The organism is Mobiluncus porci, from assembly GCF_009695935.1.
In the GTDB taxonomy this organism is placed as follows: domain Bacteria; phylum Actinomycetota; class Actinomycetes; order Actinomycetales; family Actinomycetaceae; genus Mobiluncus; species Mobiluncus porci.
On the sequence record NZ_VUMY01000002.1, the window covers coordinates 14,000 to 32,966 of the forward strand.

General features: G+C 55.4%; 18 protein-coding genes. 17 read left to right on the forward strand and 1 reads right to left on the reverse strand.

From position 1 onward, the window contains the following. Positions 1-49: 49 nt before the first annotated feature. From FYJ63_RS01160 to FYJ63_RS01210, 11 genes are all read left to right on the forward strand, one after another. A complete protein-coding gene (locus FYJ63_RS01160) occupies positions 50-469 on the forward strand; it encodes a phage holin family protein (protein ID WP_154542982.1) in 420 nt (139 codons plus the stop codon). Further along, the gene (locus FYJ63_RS01165) at positions 462-773 is read left to right on the forward strand and encodes a DUF3618 domain-containing protein (protein WP_154542985.1); all 312 of its coding nucleotides are present in this window, start codon (positions 462-464) and stop codon (positions 771-773) included. The genes FYJ63_RS01160 and FYJ63_RS01165 overlap by 8 nt, the downstream gene beginning before the upstream one ends. Before the next feature lie 488 nt (positions 774-1,261). Beyond that, on the forward strand, positions 1,262-1,504 hold the full coding sequence (locus FYJ63_RS01170; protein WP_154542987.1) for a DUF3073 domain-containing protein: 243 nt from the start codon (positions 1,262-1,264) through the stop codon (positions 1,502-1,504). Continuing rightward, positions 1,482-1,832, forward strand: coding sequence for a hypothetical protein (locus tag FYJ63_RS01175; RefSeq protein ID WP_154542989.1), 351 nt, complete (start codon positions 1,482-1,484; stop codon positions 1,830-1,832). Before FYJ63_RS01170 ends, FYJ63_RS01175 begins: the two co-directional genes overlap by 23 nt. Continuing rightward, positions 1,829-3,481: an amidophosphoribosyltransferase gene (gene purF, locus FYJ63_RS01180; protein ID WP_287848147.1), complete on the forward strand. Its 1,653-nt coding sequence runs from the start codon at positions 1,829-1,831 to the stop codon at positions 3,479-3,481. The genes FYJ63_RS01175 and purF overlap by 4 nt, the downstream gene beginning before the upstream one ends. Positions 3,482-3,493: 12 nt before the next feature. Next, the gene (locus FYJ63_RS01185; RefSeq protein WP_154542993.1) at positions 3,494-4,780 is read left to right on the forward strand and encodes a phosphoribosylformylglycinamidine cyclo-ligase; all 1,287 of its coding nucleotides are present in this window, start codon (positions 3,494-3,496) and stop codon (positions 4,778-4,780) included. A gap of 11 nt (positions 4,781-4,791) precedes the next feature. Further along, positions 4,792-4,971 (forward strand): hypothetical protein, encoded by a 180-nt coding sequence (locus tag FYJ63_RS01190; RefSeq protein WP_154542995.1) that lies wholly within the window; start codon positions 4,792-4,794, stop codon positions 4,969-4,971. 74 nt (positions 4,972-5,045) lie between these two features. After that, the gene (locus FYJ63_RS01195; RefSeq protein ID WP_229769848.1) at positions 5,046-5,279 is read left to right on the forward strand and encodes a hypothetical protein; all 234 of its coding nucleotides are present in this window, start codon (positions 5,046-5,048) and stop codon (positions 5,277-5,279) included. Between the two features lie 527 nt (positions 5,280-5,806). Next, entirely contained in the window at positions 5,807-7,057 is a 1,251-nt protein-coding gene (locus FYJ63_RS01200; RefSeq protein ID WP_154542999.1) for an ATP-binding protein, read from the forward strand. A gap of 147 nt (positions 7,058-7,204) precedes the next feature. Then, positions 7,205-7,456: a type II toxin-antitoxin system prevent-host-death family antitoxin gene (locus tag FYJ63_RS01205; RefSeq protein WP_154543001.1), complete on the forward strand. Its 252-nt coding sequence runs from the start codon at positions 7,205-7,207 to the stop codon at positions 7,454-7,456. Beyond that, positions 7,453-7,746: a PIN domain-containing protein gene (locus tag FYJ63_RS01210; RefSeq protein ID WP_154543003.1), complete on the forward strand. Its 294-nt coding sequence runs from the start codon at positions 7,453-7,455 to the stop codon at positions 7,744-7,746. Before FYJ63_RS01205 ends, FYJ63_RS01210 begins: the two co-directional genes overlap by 4 nt. 140 nt (positions 7,747-7,886) lie before the next feature. On the opposite strand, the gene FYJ63_RS01215 is transcribed toward FYJ63_RS01210, so the two are convergent. Continuing rightward, positions 7,887-8,156 carry a hypothetical protein gene (locus FYJ63_RS01215; protein WP_154543005.1) on the reverse strand — a complete coding sequence of 90 codons (270 nt, stop codon included), beginning with the start codon at positions 8,154-8,156 and terminating at the stop codon, positions 7,887-7,889. Between FYJ63_RS01215 and FYJ63_RS01220 the strand changes: the two genes are divergently transcribed. The 6 genes from FYJ63_RS01220 (at position 8,155) to typA (ending at position 18,943) form a co-directional block, all read left to right on the forward strand. Then, entirely contained in the window at positions 8,155-8,439 is a 285-nt protein-coding gene (locus FYJ63_RS01220) for an addiction module antidote protein (RefSeq protein WP_154543006.1), read from the forward strand. The genes FYJ63_RS01215 and FYJ63_RS01220 overlap by 2 nt on opposite strands. A gap of 259 nt (positions 8,440-8,698) precedes the next feature. After that, positions 8,699-9,532 (forward strand): flagellin N-terminal helical domain-containing protein, encoded by an 834-nt coding sequence (locus FYJ63_RS01225; protein ID WP_154543007.1) that lies wholly within the window; start codon positions 8,699-8,701, stop codon positions 9,530-9,532. 234 nt (positions 9,533-9,766) lie between these two features. After that, the gene (locus tag FYJ63_RS11405) at positions 9,767-12,421 is read left to right on the forward strand and encodes a YhgE/Pip family protein (protein ID WP_154543008.1); all 2,655 of its coding nucleotides are present in this window, start codon (positions 9,767-9,769) and stop codon (positions 12,419-12,421) included. Positions 12,422-12,424: 3 nt separating this feature from the next. Continuing rightward, positions 12,425-14,851, forward strand: a complete 2,427-nt coding sequence (locus FYJ63_RS01235) for a YhgE/Pip domain-containing protein (protein ID WP_154543009.1) — start codon at positions 12,425-12,427, stop codon at positions 14,849-14,851. Positions 14,852-15,219: 368 nt separating this feature from the next. Further along, entirely contained in the window at positions 15,220-16,797 is a 1,578-nt protein-coding gene (locus FYJ63_RS01240) for a peptide ABC transporter substrate-binding protein (protein ID WP_229769849.1), read from the forward strand. Positions 16,798-17,014: 217 nt separating this feature from the next. Then, positions 17,015-18,943 (forward strand): translational GTPase TypA, encoded by a 1,929-nt coding sequence (gene typA / locus FYJ63_RS01245; protein WP_154543011.1) that lies wholly within the window; start codon positions 17,015-17,017, stop codon positions 18,941-18,943. Positions 18,944-18,967: the final 24 nt, after the last annotated feature.

The following is an 18,967-nucleotide window of genomic DNA, read 5'->3' on the forward strand; positions in this document are numbered from 1 at the left end:
CCGGAAGGCAGCCGGAGGGTATGATTAAATAAGACAAAAAGGAGGGTCCATGTCCGACGACCAAAAAGCCACCATGGGAATGCTGTTTTCGCGGTTTTCCGCCCAAATCTCCACCTTGTTCCGCGCGGAAATCGCCCTGGCAAAGTCGCAGGCGAAAGAATCCGGAAAGCGCTTCGGCCTCGCCGCCGGCCTCTTCGCCGTCGCCGGAGTCCTCGCCCTGTTCATGCTGGGGTGGCTGATTCAGGCCATGTTCTTCGGCTGGCTGGCGCTTACCGGCGCAAACTGGGGTGCGGCGCTGTTGACCGCCCTGGTTTTGCTCGTCATCACGGGAATCCTCGCGGGCGCCGGAATCGCCTCCGTCAAGAAAGCCCAGGAACACATCCCCGATCCGGCCAGCGGTGTGAAGACCGATGTCGGAATCATCAAGTCAGCCATCAAGAGCCAACCCGAAGGAGAAACCCATGAGTGACCCCCAGCCCAATCCGGTTCCCGAAGTCGAGGATTTCGGCGAAAACCCGAGCGATATCGAAGACAAGATTCGCCGCGCTCGCGAGGAGATGAGCGAAACCGTTGATGAACTCGTCGACCGGATGCGCCCCGCGAACCAGGCCAAAGCCGCGAAGGAGAAGGCCATGGGGATGGCGGATGCCGCCAAGCAGACTTTCGACGATGCCCTCGCGGGCGACGCGGAGTCCCAGAAGAAGCTCGGCATCGCCGCCGGCGCCATCGCGGGCTTCATCCTCCTCGCGACCTTGAAACACCGCAAAAAGTAGCGCGCCAGCGTAGTCGCGGGTCAGTCCTGCTTGCGCAGCCGCGGCTCAGACCTCTTGGCGTAACGAAGTGGAGCCACAAGGGTCTGACCCAAGTGGCGTAGCCCAAGCAGTTTTAAACGGCTTCGCCGGGGGTCGGGCCCTTTCGGCGTCGTTCCCTTCGGTCACTATGCCGAAGAGGTCCGACCCGCCGGCTACGCTATGATTTTCCGGTTTAAGTCCGACCCGCCGGCTCCGCCGCTGCGAAACCCTCGGCTGGCAAAACCCCGCCGAAGCACTCAATGTTGCACTCACCACTTGACACCGCCTTATTTCCAGTGAGTGCGAAATTCTCCTGGGTTAGGACCGAGGGGACTGCTAACCGCGGTTGAATCTGCGTCGGGTGAAAGTGGAACTCCGAACAAGTGGAATAAAAAACGTTCAGGGCATAGACTTGTAACCGACTTTCAGTCATTAACATGTGGTCGTTTTAGTGTGGAAGGACCTGGCAAATGGGCCGTGGCCGTCAGAAGGCAAAGCAAACCAAGGTGGCGCGTCGTCTGAAATACGAAAGCCCCGAACCGGATCTTGCGGCTTTGGAGCGCGAGTTGACCGGCAAGGGAGGCGGCTCGGGCAACTCCTACGGGTCTGACCCCTACGCGGACGATCCCTACGCCAAATACGCCGAGCCGGACTACGTCGATAAATGGGCTGACTACGAAGACGATGCTGATGCGGACCAAGATGACGAGTAGCGTCGCGCCCTCGACCGGTTTCCGCGCGACTGCGTTGGTCGGCTCGGTCAATCGGGTTGAATCGGTGGCTCCGGTCGCGTCCGTCTGTCGGGTGGAATCAGTTCAGTCCGTCGATTCGGTCGTGCCGTTCGCGCCCGCGAAGTCGGGCAGCGCGCTTGGGCCACTCGAGTCCGGTGCCTCGGTTGGGTCACTCGAGTTGGTGGAGTCACTAACCGCCGTCCCTGGCGAGGAAGCTTCGTCCGGAGCTGAGGACTTGCCAACTCGCCCGGCGCCTCCGGCGCCGGAAATCCCCGCCAAATCCACGACTACCTGGGGGAAGACCGCGTGAAATTCGATAAAGTATTCAGCGACGTCCCGAGAGATGAATGCGGGGTTTTCGGGGTTTGGGCCCCGGGAGAAGACGTTTCTCGGCTGACCTATTTCGGGCTCTACGCCCTCCAGCATCGCGGCCAGGAATCCGCCGGTATCGCCGCTTCGGACGGCTCGAAAATCCTTGTCTATAAGGACATGGGCCTGGTTTCCCAGGTTTTCAAAGACCGCGACTTGGCCTCTCTGACCGGCCACCTGGCGCTGGGTCACGTCCGCTATTCCACAGCCGGGACTTCGACCTGGCAAAACGCCCAGCCAACCCTCGGCCCGACCGCTTTCGGGACGCTTGCCTTGGCGCATAACGGGAACCTCGTCAACACCCGCGAACTCGCGAGTCGCTGGCTCGGGGAAGGGGCCGCGGCGGGGATTTCCGGCGCCGGAGGCGACGGGCGAGTCAGCAAGGTTGCTTCGGAACTAGGCGCGGGGGGTTCAGAGGAGGCCCTTAGTGAATCCCCGACCCCAACCGAAACCCCAACCGCGCCCACGCCCAACCCAACCGAAACTCCGACCCCAACCGACCCGACGAGCCCGACGTCCCAGCCCGCGAAGATCCCGCCCAGCGCGACGCCCGAGCACTCCGCCTCCCACGGGGCGCGCCCGCAGGACTCGAGCTCGGACACGATGCTTCTCGCGCGCCTCATCAACCACGTCTCTCAAAACACGGTCGCAATCGGCGGGGAGCCGGCGCTGCTCGGGGTGATGCGCGAGATTCTGCCGGAACTCGAGGGGGCTTATTCGCTCGCGTTCATCGACGAGACGACACTCTACGCCGCCCGCGACCCGCGCGGGATTCGCCCGCTCGTCCTCGGGAGGCTCGCGAACGGGTGGGTCGTCGCCTCCGAGACTGCCGCGCTCGACATTGTGGGGGCGAGTTTCGTTCGTGAAATCGCCCCGGGGGAGTTGTTGGCCATCAACGAAAATGGGGTTCACTCCGAGATGTTTGCTCCCGCGAAACCGGCGGGCTGCGTGTTTGAATATGTTTATCTCGCGCGGCCGGACACGACGATTTCGGGGCGCTCGATTATTGCGGCGCGGCGCGTCATGGGGGCGGCTCTTGCGCGGGAGGATCCGGTTGAGGCGGACCTGGTGATGGCGACGCCGGATTCGGGAACGCCCGCGGCGATTGGTTACGCCGAGGAATCGGGGATTCCGTTCGGGCAGGGGCTTGTCAAGAATGCCTACGTGGGGCGGACCTTCATCCAGCCGACCCAGGCGATGCGCCAGATGGGGATTCGGTTGAAGTTGAATCCGGTGCGTTCGGTGATTGAAGGCAAGCGGCTTGTGGTGATCGATGACTCGATTGTTCGCGGGAACACCCAGCGGGCCGTAGTCCAGATGCTTCGCGCGGCGGGAGCGGCCGAGGTCCACGTGCGGATTTCTTCCCCGCCGGTGCTGTGGCCGTGCTATTACGGGATTGACTTCGCCACGCGCGCGGAGCTCATTGCGACCGGCATGGATGTGGAGGAGATCTGTCGGTCGATCGGGGCGGATTCCCTGGCTTATTTGCCGTTCGACGCGATGGTGGAGGCGACGGCGCAGCCCGAGTCCGAGCTCTGCACTGCCTGCTTCTCCGGGCGCTACCCGACTGAGTTGCCGGATTTGGATTAGTAAGGAGCCAAGATGACCGAAAATGCCTACGCCCGTTCCGGAGTCAACGTCGATGCCGGAGACCGCGCAGTAGAACTCATGAAAGCAGACGTCCAGGCCACCCAGGGCCCCGAGGTTCTCTCCGCGAAGAAAACCGGCGGATTCGCAGGCCTCTACGACTTCAAATATCTCGCGGAAGGGATGCGCCATCCCCTGCTTGCGACCTCGACAGACGGCGTCGGGACGAAAGTCGACCTCGCTCGTCGGCTCGGAATCTTCGACACTATCGGCTACGATCTCGTCGGGATGGTCGTTGATGACCTCACAACTTCCGGGATAAAACCGCTGTTTATGACCGACTATATTGCTTGCGGACACGTCGAGCCGGAGCGGATTGCCGCCATTGTTCGCGGGGTCGCGAAGGCCTGCGCCGAGGTGGGCTGTGCGCTGGTGGGAGGCGAGACGGCCGAACACCCGGGGCTTCTCGGTGAAGACGAGTTCGACATGGCCGGAGCGGCGACCGGCGTGGTGGACGCGCCGCGCCTGCTCGGTCCAGCCCGCGTTTGCGCCGGGGACATGATCGTCGGTTTCGCGTCTTCGGGGCTTCACTCCAATGGATACTCTTTAGTCCGGAAAATCGTATCCGACCAGGGGCTCGACTGGGACATGCCGTTGCCGGACTTCATCAAGCCGCCCGCAGGGTCTCCGTTTGCTGACCGCGTGGGGTCAACAAAGGCCAACGATTCAGCAAGCGGTTCAACAAGTGCCACGGGGTCAACAAGCGCCAACCCCGCCGCGAGCGCCTACACTCTCGGCCTGGCCTGCCTCGAGCCGACCCGCCTTTACTCACGCCTCTGCCTTGACCTCGAGAATCAGGGCGGGGAGGCTGCCTGGTACGCCGGAGACTTCTCCGAGGAACTCGACGGCAACCGGGTCCACGCCTTTGCTCACGTCACCGGCGGGGGGCTCGCCGCAAACCTCGCCCGTGTCATTCCGGCAGGACTTCATGCGGTGGTGGATCGCTCGGCTTGGCCGGTGCCGGCGCTGTTCAAGTTCTTGATGGACCGCGGCAACATTGACCAAACCTCGGCCGAAGACACCTGGAACCTTGGGATTGGCATGGTCGCGATTGTTCACCCGGATTTCGTCCGCGTCGCCGAGGAGGCCGCCGCTAATGCCGGCATAGGCGCAACGGTTATCGGTCGTGTTGGTGATTCCGCCCCGGCCTCAGCCGAAGCCGCCCCCGAAACCCGCACTATTTCCGGCACGAAAGGCGTCGAGGGCGGAACTGTCACGCTCCGCGGGACCTATCGGTTTTAAGGAATCGTGTCATGAAGTCAGGACATGAAAGTCGGGTTTTTATCAATAAATCCGCGTTTAAACACGGAATCAATCCAGAAGATATTCTCAACTGTATGGAATTTCCGAGGGATATTCACCTGGAAAATCCTGATCCAGCAAAATGGCTTTATCTTGGTTTTTCGATTTCCGGAATTCCACTGAAGTCGTGACTGTTATCAGGGATGATGGAAGTGAGCTCGTGATTCACGCGATGAAGCAACGTAAGAAATATGGGGGGGAACAAATGAAATACAAAATTGTCGATGAGATGAGCGAGGCCGAAGCCCAAGAGATTGCTAACGGCTTGGTCGAAGCGTATTCGGAGGGGAGAGCGGTGTCGCTCCCCAATCCTCACTTTCGTGAGGCTCGCGTTTCTGATAGGTTCCTCGCTCCGCTCGCTGCTCGTGCTGCGAGACAACACGTTTCGGTGCAATCCCTCGTTGACGAAGCCTTGGAAGAATTCCTTCAACCTGCGTAAAGGGGATGTGCCCGCGACGCGCCAAAGCAACTTGCGAGGTCTTAGGGGACGAGTTTCACCCCGGTTTGTGCGACAATTTTCCGGTAAAAGGTCTACAGCGGAATGTGGTTCAAATCCGCGCCGACAGCAAGAAAGCAGTCCCCAAAAGACAGCTTTGGATGGATTCGATATAGGCAAAGTGCCCCGCCGATAACTGGTGAGACAACGATGCGGCCTCTGGAAAACGTGGAAAACAGGGCGACGGCAATACACTCGCGCGAAATCCCATAGCGCACAGAAAGACCGTAAACAATCTCGGCAACGGCGCTCGAGCATTGCCGAGACCAAGGAATCGGCGCGCAACGCAAAGCGTTGCAAGCAGAGAGGTTCGACCCGCTTCGGCTACGCCACTGGGGTCAGACCCTGTCGGCTCCACTTCGTTGCGCCGTCGAGGTTTGACCCGTGGCTCCGCGGAGAGGTCTTGACGAAGTCAAAAATCTCGACTATTTTGGAATTCAATTCCCAAATAGTCGAGAATCGGAGGCCTGATGTACCTGACTCGCGAGGCGGAGCCGCTAATCCGCCAATATGTCAACGCTTTCAAAGTTCTCCTGGTGACGGGAGCGCGACAGGTCGGCAAGACGACTCTCCTCAAACACCTGGTTCAAGACAGTTACGAATACGTCACCCTTGATAATCTCCAGGAACTCGAAACCGCGCGAACCGACCCGTATGCTTTCTTTCTCAACCACCCGGGGAAAACCCTAATTGATGAGGTGCAATACGCTCCGGACCTGTTGCGGGTGATTAAAGAACGCGTGGATGCGAGCGCTGAAAAAGGGCAATATCTCCTCACTGGCTCCCAGACTTTTTCCCTGATGCAAGGGGTGAGTGAGAGTCTCGCGGGGCGCGTGGGAGTGGTTGAGCTCCCGAGTCTTAGCCTGCGCGAAATCGAGCGGTGCTCGGCTAAACCGCCGTTTCCCTTTTTCGTTGAGAGTGACCCTTCGGTTGCGGAAGCTGCTGAAGCTGCTGAAAGTGTGGTGAATCAAGCGCTTCGGGGCAAAGACCTGTGGGAAAGAATCTTCCAAGGTTCAATGCCGGAACTTGCGACGAACCCGGATATGCCTCGTCAAGGATTCTACGAGTCATACCTGAAAACCTATGTGGAACGTGATCTTCGTGAAGTTCTCGCGGTTCGAGACCTAGGGCAGTTTCACCGTTTCATCAACGCGCTTGCTGCTCTCGACGGAAGGGTCCTCAACTACCAGAGCATCGCCAACGATCTTGGAGTTACGGGGAAAACAGTGAAAACGTGGATTGGGATTCTCGAGAGTTCCGGGCTTATCTTCCTTCTTCCGGCGTTTGCAAACAACGACCTAAAGCGTGCCTTGAAAACTCCGAAGCTGTATTTCTCCGACACCGGTTTGGTGACCCATCTGCTTCGATGGCCTAACGCCGAGACACTTGCACAAGGGCCAATGTCTGGTGAAATCTTCGAAAATTTTGTGGTAACTGAGATCTTGAAGTCGTTCCGTAATCGCGGAATCCTGCGCCCGCCACTGTCTTTTTTCCGCAATAAGGATGGAGCGGAGATTGACCTCATTGTCGAGGATGGCAACAAGTTGTATCCCCTCGAGATAAAGCAAACTGCCACGCCAACCGCGAAAATGGGGCGTCATCTCGGGGCTTTGGATGCACTTCCAGGTTTAGAAGTGAAGCAAAAGATTCTCATCTGCCAGGTGGAGAGGCCTCTTTATCTCTCACAGGATTTGCTGGCGTTCCCTGCTGGCGCGCTTTGAGTGAGGGGGCGTAGCCTCCGGGTCTGACCCCTCCGGCGAAGCGGAGCGAGCTGCAAGGGTTTTCCACAGGCTGTGGAAAACCCTTGCAGGAATTTGGGCCATATACGATAATTGAGTGACAGATGTTGAGCCGGCCAAGGAGGAATCATGAATGCAATTGCTGCCGCGGAGCTCAACGAGACCGCAACAAAAGGGGCCGATGATGGTCCTCTTATGATAACTTCGGGCGGGAAACCGGCCTATGTCTTATTGTCTATTAACGATTATAAAGAAATGCGGAGGGCAGAAGCCGACGCATTTCTTGAGCGGATGCGGATGGATGAGGATTTCGAAGTTGATTTTTCCCCCGCAAACAAGGAACCTACCGTGAGGGCTGCTGACTTTGGGGAAGATGAATGAAATACCTTCTCGACACCAATGTTGTAAGCGAGTTTCGGAAGCCCGAGCATAAACAGAATCCCAACGTGTTGGCTTGGGTTCGAGCCACTGGCACGCATTCGTTCTGGATAAGTGCCGTTACCGTTCAGGAGCTTTATCTTGGTGTGATCAGGATGGAACATCGCGATGAACGACAAGCCCTCTCCCTGCGTCAGTGGATTGAGGAAGTGGTTGAAGATGCGACGCTTTTGACTCTGGATAAGGCTTTGCTGGATCTGCGCCCGGATTGTGCCGAGACGATAGCGCTGTAAAACTGAGCGAGCCTGAACCCCGCGAGCTGGCTACGCTGAATCCGATTTTGCAGTAAGCCCGGACCTTTGACTAAGTGTCTCCGATTGGATACACTTTATCTGTGAAGATTAAAAAGACTAAGGAATATGTCAAGTGGGTGTCATCCCTGCGCGACTTCGTTGGTCTTGGTCGGATTAATGCCATAATCCGTCGATGGTAAGCGAACGATGAGGTTGTCGGCGACATTGCTCCCGTTGGTGATGGGGTTTTTGAATTCCGAATACATTACGGACCGGGTTATCGGGTTTACTGGGGAAAACTTGAGCAAGCTGTTGTCCTCCTCCTGGTTGGTGGAGATAAATAGACCCAAAAGTCGGACATAAAGAAAGCCAAGGATCTCTGGGCTGAAGTAAAGAGAGGTGATTATCATGACAGTGGAAATCTCTGATTGGGATGTGACTGAATGCCTGGATAGTCCCGAAGCTATTGCCGGTTATCTCGATGCGGTTCTCGAGTCTGGCGATCCGGGAATGTTGCAAGTCGCCCTAGCGGACGTGGCGAAGGCTCGCGGGATGACGGCGATTGCGAAAGAGGCGGGGGTGAGCCGGACCTCGCTTTATAAGTCGCTTTCCGAGGGGGCTAAGCCGTCGCTCGAGACCATCGAGAAGGTTTTGGGAACTCTCGGGGTGCGCCTGTCGGTAAGGGCTGCGTGAATAGGAGCGTAGCCGGTGCGGGTCAGACCCTGTCGGCTCCACTTCGTTACGCCGCCGAGGTCTGACCCGTGGCTTCGCCTAGCGAAAATAAGCCCTAAATCCCGAAATGTCCGGACAAATGCGGTAAAATATTTTTGGGAAAAGATTTTTCCTAAACTTTTCTGTCTGTCACCCGATTGGGTGGTTTGTCAGACAGGAAGTCTGACGCAAGGCAACCAGGACGGTAAGTTGCCGTCTGGTCTAATCAGGAGGATTTAAAATGTCTTTGTCTATCAATCAGAACATCATGGCCATGAACAGCTACCGCAACCTGACCAGCACTCAGAATGGACTCGGTAAGTCCCTCGAGAAGCTGTCCTCAGGTTTCCGGATCAACCGCGCGGCTGACGACGCTGCTGGTCTCGGCATTTCCGAGAGTCTGCGCGCTCAGGTCGGTGGCAACAAGCAGGCCGTGCGTAACGCTCAAGATGGTATCTCTCTCGTTCAGACCGCTGAAGGTGCTTTGCACGAGGTTCACTCCATGCTGCAGCGTATGCGTACCCTTGCGGTTCAAGGCGCGAACGGATCGAACTCCGCTGATAACCGCGGCTCCATCAACGATGAGTTGAAGCAGCTGACCGAGGAAATGGGTCGTATTTCCAAGGTGACCGAGTTCAACGGCACTAAGCTGTTGAATGGTGCTACTGACCTGAAGTTCCAGGTTGGGGCTAATGGTAATGCTGACAACGTGATTACGGTGAAGACCGCAGATCTCTCTGCAGTGGTTGACGCCGTCAAAGCGAAGGCTGTGGATGATGCGCCTACCGACCTTGACAAGTACCAGGCTCTCATCGGTGTAATTGACGAGCAAATTAATGCCGTGTCCAAGACCCGTGGTGAATTCGGTGCTGTCCAGAACCGTTTCGAGCACACCATCAACAACCTCAACGTTGCGGTGGAGAACTTGAGCGCTTCTGAGTCTCGTATCCGCGACACCGACATGGCCGAAGAAATGATGGCGTTCACGAAGAACCAGATCCTGGCTCAGGCTGGTACTTCGATGTTGGCTCAAGCCAACCAGGTTCCCCAGACCGTTCTCTCCCTGCTCCGCTAAGCGTAGTTTGGACAACGGCTGGCCGAAATCCGGCTCTAGCTTTGAGTGGAAAGACTCCGTGCGAAGCACGGAGTCTTTCTCTGTTAAACGTACAATTGTTCGATTACGGTGTCTCCGGTCGTGTTCATTTCAAAAATAGGTATTGTTCACTATTCCACGGAGTATAAAACCTTTACGAAACGGATCTGCGTGCTATCGTGTGGCGCTATTCGCAGGTAGCACTAAAATGATGGTGTGAGGGATACTCGGCGCGTTCTAACGCGAGATATAAAACGTATTTTGGCGGTACCGAGGGCCTTGATTATCGTGATTGGGGTTCTCGTGATTCCCGCCTTATATTCATGGATTAACATCCTGGCCTTCTGGGATCCATATATGGCAACAGGGGAGCTTCCAATTGCTGTGGTAAACAACGATGCCGACGCAACGTCAGATATCACCGGTACAGTGAATGTGGGTAGCCTTATCGTTGATGAACTTCACACGAACGACCAGCTTGGCTGGCAGTTTCTCGATGAAAACACGGCAAAACATAAATTGCAGCGCGGAGACACTTATGCAATGTTCGTTATTCCACAAGACTTCAGTGAGAATCTTGTTAAGATTTTCTCAGGAGAGCGAAACCACCCAACAATAGAATATACGGTCAATGAGAAGAAAGGCGCTATTGCCCCTAAAATTACTGATGCAGGTGCCAGTGCTCTTGATGTCGAAATTACCTCGGCGTTTCGTGAACAGGTGGGTAAGGCCATAGCCCAGGCGGTTCGTAACGGCGGTTTCAAAATGAGTTCGACAATTACCGAAACCCAAGGATCAATAAACGCCTCATTGGATGATACGGTTAAAAGTCTATCTGACGCGCTAGTAGCGGTAAATACTGCGAATGAATCCATCGAAGACTCTTTTCAGACTATTCAAAGTGTTCATGATGCCCTGAGTGCTGCGGATCCTGCATTAGTAGCTACCGAATCGGTAATAAGCGACGCCCAGAAGACTCTAGCCATTGTTGCCCAGGACACGCAGACATATTCGGTAGCTCTCGGCAAAGCGAGCCTAGCCGCGCAAGACGCCCTTAACCAATCCGCTGCCACAGCAGCAGCTGCGGTTTCAAATGCTACGGCCCTTTTCGACCAGACACAGCCACAACTTGAAACAAAAATAGACCGGGCAAACACGGCTCTCTCCACAATACGCACCCAGATAGACGCGCTACGTTCAGCATCGCTCCCTGAGCCTCTTGTCGCAGACTTGACTGAGCGATTGAACAACGCTGAGGAGCTCCTAACAAGTGTTCAGAGAGCAAACGTTGACGCTGCAAAAACCAGTGAGCGACTTAAAGCCCTCGAAAAATCTTTCAGCAATGCATTGATCCACGCTCAAGACGCGACCGCGACGGCACGAACCCAGGTATCCAATGTCGCCAGCGAGCTAAATTCCCAAGCTGCGCAGCTTTCAGCAAGCCTCGGCGGGTTTTCGTCAACTGTACATACTATGCGCGCCTCCCTCACGGTGCTCGCTAATCTGGCCGATGAACTTGAAACACAATTCAAATCAGCTAAGAGCATTCTGGGGCAAACATACGAAAACCTACAAGGACTCGAATCAGTCGTTCAAACTGCCAAAACAGATACAATGGTTCTCTCCTCCGAACTCCAAACCGGCATCGCGAAAACCGCTACAAGCCTAGATTCTGCCAATATCGGCAGGTATCTGGCCTCTCCGGTGAAGTTTGATCAGCAGGCACTATTTCCGATTAAATCCTATGGCTCAGGAATGGCAGCCATGTTCATCAACCTTTCGCTGTGGATCGGAGCTTTCATTCTTATAGTCATCTTTCGGGTTGAGGTAGATAAGGAAGGTTTTACATGGCTTCGACTAGGATCAGCCTACATAGGTCGTTTCATCTTGCTAGCGATATTCTCGGTAATCCAAGGGCTAATCGTCAGCGTTGGAGCCCTGGCTATCGGTGTCCAGGTAGTAAATCCTGCCGCCTTCATTATTACAGCAGCAACGCTGGCACCCCTATACCTGGCAATCATTTATGCGTTGGCAGCCGCGCTTAGCTATGTGGGACGAACGCTCGCAGTGGTTCTGGTGATCATGCAGATACCGGGCGCGTCTGGAATCTATCCGATTGAACTCATGCCGAGTTTTTTTCAACGTATCTATCCTCTTCTCCCGTTTTCCTATGGGATAAATGCAATGCGTGAAACCATCGGGGGCTTCTACGGAGAGCGTTATCTCCAGTCTATTGCCTCCGTGTTTCTTATGGCTTTTGCGGCGCTGGTCTTAGGTTTCATTGGGCGACGTCACCTTGGATATTTCACGAGCCTATTTTTCGAGGAATTGGGACGTACCGAACTCGTGGTGAACGAAAATGTGCAGCTTCAAGGTGTCAACTATCGGCTGAGCAACATCATAGCGCTGCTTGCAAACCGAAAGGAATTCGCAGCTCGTCTAGCAAGACGCCAGGATTTTTTCAATGCTCACTACTCCACATTAGTGCGCAGTTTTACCGTAATAGGGCTTCTGGGGGTAGGTGTACTAGGTGTTATTTCACGAATGACTACGGCAAGCAAACCGGCGTTACTAGCTATCGCAACCGTTTGGGGTCTTCTAATCGTGGGTGCTTTAGTAGCGTTAGAGGCCCTGAAGCGTTCTCTTATGCGAGCAGATGAACTCTCGCATCTAAGCGAGGAAGAACTTTTTTCGAGGCTCTTGCCCTACCCATCGCTTTCAACCGCAGATCTGCAGGAAAAACCAGCGGCGCCGCCCGAAAGCGAAGACGCCTCTGAGGAGGCTGCCGCGTTGCCGGATACGGAGAGTACCGCGGCACACGAGGAAGCGCAAAACAGCCGGTACGATAACGAGGCGCAGGTGGAGGCATAACAGATGCGAAAAATATTGTTTATCGCGAGAGATGATGTCAGTCAGATTAACTCAAGTGTCTTAGCGAAAATATTCATTGCATTACTCATCAGTATTCCGTTGCTATTCACCTGGTTTAATGTGCTTGCAACATGGGATCCTTTCGCGAATTCTAACCAACTAAAAATTGCGGTAATCAATAACGACGAAGGCTATAAAAGCGATGTATTGAACATAGATATAAACGTAGGCGGCATCGTTATCAAGGAACTAGCAATTAACGAAGACCTGCACTGGGTAATCACGAATGAAAAAGCCGGTCTTAACGGTACTAGATCGGGCGAGTATTATGCCGCAATCATACTTCCAGAAGATTTTTCAAGAACAATGTTTACGTTCTACGCGGGTGGAGCAGTCCCCGCAGACATCAAGCTATATACGAACGAAAAGAAGAATCCGCTGTCGGCTAATCTTACTTCCCAGGTAACCCAAGAAACCGTCGCGCAGATAAACAATGCGTTTTCGCGGACTCTAGCAAATGCGGCGGTGGGGTTGGCTCGGACAGTTTCAGATTATCTCGATGATTCAGGCACTCAAGCCACTCTAGACCGCCTTTCAAATCGGCTAGAATTCCTCTCTTCGGAGCTTAACTCCGGAGCCGACACTGTATATTCACTTTCGGCGCTTATTGGATCTTCAATTCCACTCGCCGCTGGCGCTAGCAATCTAGCCGGGAGTGTGAGCAACTCCTTCGATGAAGCAACAGCGTTATGGAAATATAACGCTAAAAACGGAGAGAAGAATCCTTTCGCGAATGCTGAAACTGCGCTCGGTGACTCACTGAACCTCGCTTCGTCGAATATCGAAAATCTCAATAGAAGCCTCGACAGCCTGCTGGTATCGGCTGGTAGTACTATCGAAGACAACGCAGAAATTCTGGAACAAATCGCGTCTCGGCTGGACAAACAGATTGTAGGATTCCAAAAAACCCGTGACGCTATCGCTGGCGCTCTTAATGGACGAGCCGACGATTCGGCTGCAGATGCCTTTATTGATACTTTGGATGAGGCCATTGCTAGACAACAGACCCTGTCGAAGCGTCTTGGCTCCCTGGCAGGCGATTTGCGTCAGGGCATAGAGTCTCACCAAGATTCCCAGGCGAAAGCACAAATAGAAATCAGACAAGCGAGAGACGCTATCGATGCGGCACGCGCCAACTTAGAGAATAATCTCCTACCGACAATAAACAGGCTGCGCTCTAGCCTTGATAAAGCAGCAAGAAACTCTGCAGTAGTGAAAACCTACATGGATTCGGTACGTGCAGCGCTCGCTGAAAAAAACAACAACACGATTGAGATCCTGCGGCAATCTCAGTCTTCGCTAGCGCAAACCGCAAACACTATGCGCGACAGCAGCCAACGTTTAGGCCTAGCGCTAAACAATATCGAACAGGCTCGTAACAGTGGAGATTTGAAAAAAGTTGCTGAGGCGCTAGGCGCTGATCCTAACGCGCTCGCGAAGCTGATTTCCTCTCCAATAACTGTGCAGCGCAGTGCCATATTCCCAGTAGCCACATTCGGCGTTGGAATGACTCCACTCTTTGCAGTGATAGCGCTATGGGTTGGTGCGCTGCTTGCCGGCGCTTTCCTACGCACTGACGTTTCACCTAATGTTGCCCGGCGATATGTCGAGACTACGATGCGAAACCTCTCGGTCAAGACCACCACTAAAGAACACGCCCTAGAAAACGGTCAAACTGTATTAGATGGGGTGGTTTCACACCGGGGAGAGGACGAAGCAAATGTTGAAATAGACAACACAGATGATCATGTTGAAGAAGAAGAGAACTTGGCGCCAGACAAACCAGAAGAAACCAGCGAGAAAGTGAGCGAAGAAGAAACTCACCTCCGCGAAGAAACAACACAACTGGCAGACATCGACCGCGTATTTACGAATTTCCAAGAGTACCTGGGGAGATATGCAATGTTTTGGCTCGTAGGTATGGCGCAGTCTACATTTTTGATGGGAGGTCTCATCGTCTTCGTAGACATCCGACCTGCCCACCCGTTCCTGTTGATTCTTGCCGGGTGGATAATCTCGACAGTGTTTACCCTCTGTATCCACACCTTAGTGGTGGCGTTGTCTAACGCTGGGAAAGCAGTGGCTGTAGTTCTGCTGGTGCTTCAGATTTCAGCAGCCGGTGGAGCCTACCCGCTCGAAATGCTCCCACAGTGGTTCCAAAATATAAGCCCATGGCTCCCAGCTACTTATGCTATTAATATGATGCGTTCAGCAATCGCCGGGGAATTCGCGGGGGACTACCTTCAAAATGCTGGCATGCTTCTGCTGTTTGTGATTCCTAATCTTCTTATCGGCATGGTTTTACGTAGAGCAGCGGCGAAAACAGTAAGCGCGATGACCACCGCCATCGAACAGACGAAAGTGATGTAGACAGGTACGTTCTCTTGTCGCAATAGCCCCGCTCTTTGAGTAAGACTATCGCTGTCGAATACGGGTAGCAGCGGCAAGGGAATGATACTAGGCTGGCGCAGGTTTATCTTCATGCAGTAAAGACAGAAAATCCAAAGCCAAAAACTGTCTCCGCGAAACTAAGCGTATAGCCTATGATAGGGGTCATGCGGCTAGTACAAAATGCTCCAGGTGGAGTGAAGAAGAAACTTCTTCGAGCAGTCGCTGCTGGGGGGATACTTGCCTGGTTTTTCTCGGGACTTACTGCCTGCTCAGAATCACCCATAAATATATCAACTCCAGTGACTGGCCCGAATTATGTTACCGTATCAGCCAGCGAGCCATCCGGAATGTTGATTCCATCAGCAGCAACCAACATAGACAAGGCAAAAATTGCGGCGATGCTGTTTTCTGGGCTGGCTTATCTAGACGAAAAAGGCGAGGTGAAGAACGACATCGCGCAGGCGATTATTCCTAATGATAATTGTACCGTCTACGATATTGAGCTCACTGCTGACCTGCTGTTTTCCGACGGCACCAAGGTGGATGCCGAAAGTTTCGCGAGAACCTGGAGCGATGCCGTTCGTAATGTCGAGACCCGTCCGGAGGCTTCTTTGCTCACCGTCATCAACGGCTATGACGTCACGAGCGGGGCAGCGCCCGTGGTCTCCACCGATTCACACCGGCGTCCCCCCGCGGGGACGCGCGAAAACACTCTGACCCCCGACCTGGCTGGCGTTGAAATCGTCAGCAGCACCCGCTTCAAAGTTCACCTTTCCATTCCAACGTGCGATTTTGTGAAGAGGCTGGCGACCCCGTTTTTTTCGCCCCTACCAGCATCGGCCTTTGATGAAAACGGTAAAATTTCCGCGGACTTTGGGGAAAATCCCTTTGGGTACGGGCCGTATATGCTCGCGCGGGAGGGAGCCTGGGAACACGACTCGCAACTGATTTTGGTTCCGAACGAGCACTACCGCGGACCACGGAGGGCTCGCAACGAGGGGATTTCCTTCAAGTTCTACCGTGACGCTCATGAGGCTTATCGCGACTTGCAGAATGATGCGCTGGACATTAATGACAACCTTCCGTCAGCAGCCTTGAAAACCTACAAGGATCAGCTCGGAGCCCGCGCCACTTCCGGACCTAACGCTGTGGCAGACTACCTGGTTTTCCCTTTAGATGGGCACTTCGCTGTCGGATCTGAGGAAGGTCGGCTGCGTCGGGCCGCAGTCTCCCTGTGCCTCAACCGCGTGGATCTTTCCAAGATGTATTTCGCCGGTTTGTTCGAGTCCGCTACGGACTTCGTAACACCCGTGGTGCTTGGTCATACTGAAAACCTGGCAGGTAATGAGGTTTTGAAGTTCAACGTCGCCCAAGCCAAAGCAAACTGGGCTGCAGCCGATTCGCTCGCGCCGTGGGATGGCGAGATTGCCATGGCGCGGGTCGATAATGAGATGGGGGAGTGGGTAGATGGTGCGGCGGGCCAGATTCGTTCGTGTCTTGGGGTCAGGGTGTCCGTAAAGGCCTTCCCGGATCGAGTGACTTTGGAGAAGAATGTGAAGACCATGCGGGTGACGAATCCTGATGGTTCGGTTGGGGCGCTGCAATTGACGTATCCGGCTGGTTGGCGCGCGAAATATCCGGGGATGAAAGGGTATTTGTGGCCTAATTTTGCGACTGTGGGAATCGCGAATCGGGTGGGCTATTCGAATCCTGAGTACGACGCGCTGCTTTACCAAGCGGGCGGAACTGTCTCGGAATCGGAGGCAGTCAAACTCTATACCCAGGCGGAGTCGCTGTTGATACGGGATTTGCCGGTGGTGCCGCTGTGGCATGAGAGCGTGGCAGTGGGCTGGTCAACAAAGGTTGCGGGGGTGCAACTCGACTGGCAGGGACTCGTGCAATACTGGCGGGTCACCAAAGATTAGTCTTTTCCGGTTTTGACCCGTCCCCACCGATAAATTCGCCGGTTAAATGAGTTTTGCCCCTTGGCAGCCCGGAGCAATCGCGGATGGTTCCACTACTGTTCCGCGGAATTGTAACCATCCCCGTTTGCTCAGCTTTTAGCGATAGGAGGGTTTGGGGTTAAAATAATGCGGGTTTGAAATGTACGGTTAATAACTGTCAGGACTGTTGAGGACTTTAATGACCATTAGAGAAGACATCCGAAACGTCGCCATTGTTGCCCACGTCGACCACGGCAAGACGACGCTGGTTGACGCGATGCTTCGCCAGGCCAACGCGGAAGGCCTGCGCGCCGACACCCCCGAGCGGGTCATGGATTCCGGCGACCTGGAGCGCGAAAAAGGCATCACTATTCTCGCGAAGAACACGGCCGTGAAATACCGCGGTCCGGCCGCGGCGGCGCTCGGACTTCCTGACGGTGTCACCATCAACGTGGTTGACACCCCTGGTCACGCGGACTTCGGCGGGGAAGTCGAACGTGGCCTCTCTATGGTTGACGGCGTGGTGCTTCTTGTTGACGCTTCGGAAGGTCCTTTGCCGCAAACCCGCTTCGTCTTGCGCAAGGCGCTGGCAGCAGCTCTCCCCGTCGTGCTGGTCATCAACAAGGTTGACCGGCCAGACGCCCGCATCGAAGAAGTCGTCTCCGAATCGACTGACCTCTTGCTGACCTTGGCAACAGACCTCGAGGCGAGCGAAGAAGCCGGCGAAGCGGGCCTTGACCTCGACCTCGACCAGCTCCTTGACCTCCCGATAATCTACGCCTCCGCGAAGTCCGGAGCGGCCTCCTTGACAAACCCCGGCAACGGCGGAACCCCGGACGGCGACCTGGAATGCCTGTTCGAGGCCATTTTGAAGCATATCCCCGGCCCGACTTATGACCCCGCCGCGCCCCTCCAGGCCCACGTCACGAACCTCGACGCCTCGCCTTTCCTCGGGCGCCTCGCCTTGTTGCGAATCCACAACGGGAAGATTCACCAAGGGCAAACCGTGGGTTGGGCGCGCTCCGACGGGATGGTCGAGCCGGTGAAAATCACGGAGCTCCTGGTCACTCACGGGCTCGATCGGGTTCCTACCGAGTCAGCAAGCGCGGGCGACATCGTTGCAGTGGCTGGAATCGACGACATCACCATTGGTGAATCCCTAGTAGATTTGGAAGACCCGAGGCCGCTGCCGCTGATAACCGTGGATGAACCGGCGATTTCCATGACAATCGGGATCAACACCTCGCCCTTTGCTGGTAAGGTCAAGGGCGCAAAAGTTACGGCCCGCCAGGTCAAAGACCGCCTCAACCGCGAGCTGGTCGGGAATGTGTCTTTGCGGGTGAAGGATATCGGACGGCCCGACGCGTGGGAAGTCCAGGGGCGCGGCGAGCTCGCCTTGGCGATTTTAGTCGAGCAAATGCGCCGCGAAGGCTACGAGCTCACCGCTGGAAAACCCCAGGTCGTGACGCGCGTCGTTGATGGAAAAACCATGGAGCCGATAGAGGCCTTGACTGTGGACGTGCCCGAGGAATATCTCGGGACTGTGACCCAGCTCATGGCCGCCCGTAAGGGGACGATGAAAACGGTCGCGAACCATGGAACCGGCTGGGTTCGCCTGGAGTTTTCCGTGCCGGCTCGCGGGTTAATTGGGTTTCGGACGAAGTTCTTGACCGAGACGCGCGGGACGGGGATTGCCTCCTCGGTTTCCGCCGGATGGGAGCCGTGGGTCGGGGAGATTGAGGGGCGTGCCACCGGGTCGCTGGTGGCTGACCGCGCTGGTCAGGCCACGCCGTATGCCATGATTAAACTCCAGGAGCGCGGGTCGTTCATTGTCCAGCCCGGCTCGCAGGTTTACGAGGGTCAGGTCGTCGGGGAAAACCCGCGCGGGGAAGACATGATTGTCAATATCACCAAAGAAAAGCAACAGACGAATATGCGTTCTTCGACCGCGGACGCTTTCGAGGGACTCACGCCGCCGCGGGTTTTGACCCTCGAGGAGAGCCTTGAATTTGCGGGTAACGACGAATGCGTCGAGGTCACGCCCGAGGCGATTCGGGTTCGCAAGGTCATTCTGGGTTCGGAGGAGCGCTACAAGGCGGCCGCGGCGATGCGGCGCGAGGCGCGGTAGGAGCGCAGCCTCCAGGGGACGGCG

Coding starts and splice junctions, on each gene's coding strand:
- FYJ63_RS01195 (WP_229769848.1), top strand. CDS start 5,046: ATGAAATACAAAATTGTCGATGAGATGAGCGAGGCCGAAGCCCAAGAG.
- FYJ63_RS01200 (WP_154542999.1), top strand. CDS start 5,807: ATGTACCTGACTCGCGAGGCGGAGCCGCTAATCCGCCAATATGTCAAC.
- FYJ63_RS01190 (WP_154542995.1), top strand. CDS start 4,792: ATGAAGTCAGGACATGAAAGTCGGGTTTTTATCAATAAATCCGCGTTT.
- typA (WP_154543011.1), top strand. CDS start 17,015: ATGACCATTAGAGAAGACATCCGAAACGTCGCCATTGTTGCCCACGTC.
- FYJ63_RS01175 (WP_154542989.1), top strand. CDS start 1,482: ATGCGGACCAAGATGACGAGTAGCGTCGCGCCCTCGACCGGTTTCCGC.
- FYJ63_RS01185 (WP_154542993.1), top strand. CDS start 3,494: ATGACCGAAAATGCCTACGCCCGTTCCGGAGTCAACGTCGATGCCGGA.
- FYJ63_RS01220 (WP_154543006.1), top strand. CDS start 8,155: ATGACAGTGGAAATCTCTGATTGGGATGTGACTGAATGCCTGGATAGT.
- FYJ63_RS01205 (WP_154543001.1), top strand. CDS start 7,205: ATGAATGCAATTGCTGCCGCGGAGCTCAACGAGACCGCAACAAAAGGG.
- FYJ63_RS01240 (WP_229769849.1), top strand. CDS start 15,220: ATGTTGATTCCATCAGCAGCAACCAACATAGACAAGGCAAAAATTGCG.
- FYJ63_RS01160 (WP_154542982.1), top strand. CDS start 50: ATGTCCGACGACCAAAAAGCCACCATGGGAATGCTGTTTTCGCGGTTT.
- FYJ63_RS01215 (WP_154543005.1), bottom strand. CDS start 8,156: ATGATAATCACCTCTCTTTACTTCAGCCCAGAGATCCTTGGCTTTCTT.
- FYJ63_RS01170 (WP_154542987.1), top strand. CDS start 1,262: ATGGGCCGTGGCCGTCAGAAGGCAAAGCAAACCAAGGTGGCGCGTCGT.
- FYJ63_RS01165 (WP_154542985.1), top strand. CDS start 462: ATGAGTGACCCCCAGCCCAATCCGGTTCCCGAAGTCGAGGATTTCGGC.
- FYJ63_RS01235 (WP_154543009.1), top strand. CDS start 12,425: ATGCGAAAAATATTGTTTATCGCGAGAGATGATGTCAGTCAGATTAAC.
- FYJ63_RS01210 (WP_154543003.1), top strand. CDS start 7,453: ATGAAATACCTTCTCGACACCAATGTTGTAAGCGAGTTTCGGAAGCCC.
- FYJ63_RS01225 (WP_154543007.1), top strand. CDS start 8,699: ATGTCTTTGTCTATCAATCAGAACATCATGGCCATGAACAGCTACCGC.